The following is a 1,739-nucleotide window of genomic DNA, read 5'->3' as shown; positions in this document are numbered from 1 at the left end:
GCTCGATCTCAACGAAATCGTCCGCCCCGGCCATCGTCGCGCACAGCACGCAAAGCAATATCTCGGCTAAAGGATACAGCACCTTCCACGACTGGCGCGGGTCTTCAAGGGAGCCAAACTGATCGAGCAGTGCTTTGCCGGACATAGGAAACCTCCACAAATCGAGGTTCCCTATGAATCATAACAATTCCGCCGCTGGAAGCGCTGTTCTTCAAGCGATTGCCCTGCTCTTCGGGTTGATGATGCTTGAAACACGCTTCGACCGGGCTATGATCCACGATTGTGGATACAACCCGATATAGACTTGCAGTTGTCGTAGAAAATGGGTTCCAATGAGAGGCGGTGGCAACTCTCAGTTGCCGCCGACATCGTAACCACGCCATGGGGGGGCTTGGCATGGAATACAATCACCACACTATTGGGCTGGCTGATTCCATCATATTTCCTGTGGCGCCTGACACAGGAGCTTTGAAATGGCAAAACGTTTCCGCATCCGTTGCATCAACAAGGTGCCACGGAACAACCCTTATGAACGCATCACTCATGTTGGCGGCTTCGGGACCAGTCAGTGGAAGCTGACCGTTTCCGAGGTTATACGTCGAATAAAGTCAGGAGAAGAAGCGTTCTACGTGGAGAGGCCTACAGGGGACCAAGTTGAGGTGATTGTCGCCGTTAGTCGCAATGGAAACGAATACATCAAGACGACAGCCGACGGTGATGAGCCGAACAATCTCCTAAGCCTTCCAGAATGCCCATAAGCATCGTGTAATTCGACGCATGCCGCTCGTCTCTGAAACCCATTGATTTGCGTGTCGGCATAGGTACAGTTCGAATTGCCGCCTTCGGGCTGCATATAGTGATAGCTCAGCAGGATAGAGCGCCTGACTGCTAATCGGGAGGTCGCGGGTTCGAATCCCGCTCACTCCCCGACGCTCTGGCTTGTTTGCGCTTTCTGCAAATAAGGTCAGGACGGGCCGGACGCGATCCCGGCTAAGCCGATTGTTTCAGGCGATAGGTGATCTTTCACACCGATACCGGGCGGCACTCCCGTTGCCCTAGCGCTTCTGCTCTCAGCGCCGCCGTCCTGATTTGGGCCTCAACCTTCTGTCCGTATACTGAGATTATAGACGGAAAGGAGGTGAGCAAGTGACTGAAGAACCCGACATCAAACTTATTATGAAGCAGATTCAGATATTAAGCGGCATCGTAAAAGACTTGTCGAAAAGGGTAGCCAAAATGGATAACGGCATCGACCATGCTATCCCGAAGATGCCTGTCAAAAGATAGAACGGCTGCGAGGCGGTGTTCCTTGGCCTTGGAACTTATCGTGCCTCAGCCGGCCCACTTCGGCTGACCGCCTCGCATTTCGTTGAGGGAATGCCTCGAATATATCGGACCGGTATTCAGCCGCTCGCGCCGCCTACTGACCGGTTTCGCATCCCCAAGGCATCTAAGGTATCTTTCAACCTACTCTGCCAATACGCTCCGAGAATCATACACCGCGCACTGTCGGAAGCGCGTGACGCGGGATTTGACGCTGTGGGAGGATTTGCACCTCCCAGCTGTCGCTTCTTCTCGCGCTGGCGGCGTCTCATCTCATTCGGTTTCGTGTTACACAAAATGATTTATGTAGCACTTTTATTCTTGCATTCCGCACTTAATGTGATACATATAATCCCATGAAGATCACGTGGGATGAACCGAAGCGGCTGACAAACCTTACCAAGCACCGCTTGGAT

3 protein-coding genes and 1 tRNA gene are annotated in these 1,739 nt (G+C 52.8%); 3 read left to right on the top strand and 1 reads right to left on the bottom strand.

Annotation, left to right across the window (positions count from 1 at the left end; genetic code table 11):
- Window positions 1-145: transposase family protein (locus C5748_RS27330; RefSeq protein WP_146119520.1), on the bottom strand; the 145-nt coding region annotated here is incomplete at its 3' end.
- Between the two features lie 328 nt (window positions 146-473).
- On the opposite strand from C5748_RS27330, the gene C5748_RS27325 reads away from it, so the two are divergent.
- The 3 genes from C5748_RS27325 to C5748_RS28405 all read left to right on the top strand — a co-directional run bounded on the left by C5748_RS27325 (window position 474) and on the right by C5748_RS28405 (window position 1,287).
- Complete coding sequence (locus C5748_RS27325) at window positions 474-758, top strand: DUF3892 domain-containing protein (protein WP_105746189.1); 285 nt, start codon at window positions 474-476, stop codon at window positions 756-758.
- A gap of 95 nt (window positions 759-853) precedes the next feature.
- Window positions 854-924 (top strand) — tRNA-Ser (locus tag C5748_RS27320).
- Window positions 925-1,146: 222 nt separating this feature from the next.
- Window positions 1,147-1,287, top strand: a complete 141-nt coding sequence (locus C5748_RS28405) for a hypothetical protein (protein WP_158259950.1) — start codon at window positions 1,147-1,149, stop codon at window positions 1,285-1,287.
- The last annotated feature ends 452 nt before the right edge of the window (window positions 1,288-1,739 follow it).

It is taken from the genome of Phyllobacterium phragmitis (assembly GCF_002980495.1).
Classification (GTDB): domain Bacteria; phylum Pseudomonadota; class Alphaproteobacteria; order Rhizobiales; family Rhizobiaceae; genus Paramesorhizobium; species Paramesorhizobium phragmitis.
Note: the sequence above shows the minus strand (reverse complement) of the source record. Positions and strands in the feature narration are given on the sequence as shown.

Bases quoted from the DNA above. Each gene is read 5' to 3' on its own strand.
- C5748_RS27325 (WP_105746189.1), top strand. From the start codon at position 474: ATGGCAAAACGTTTCCGCATCCGTTGCATCAACAAGGTGCCACGGAAC.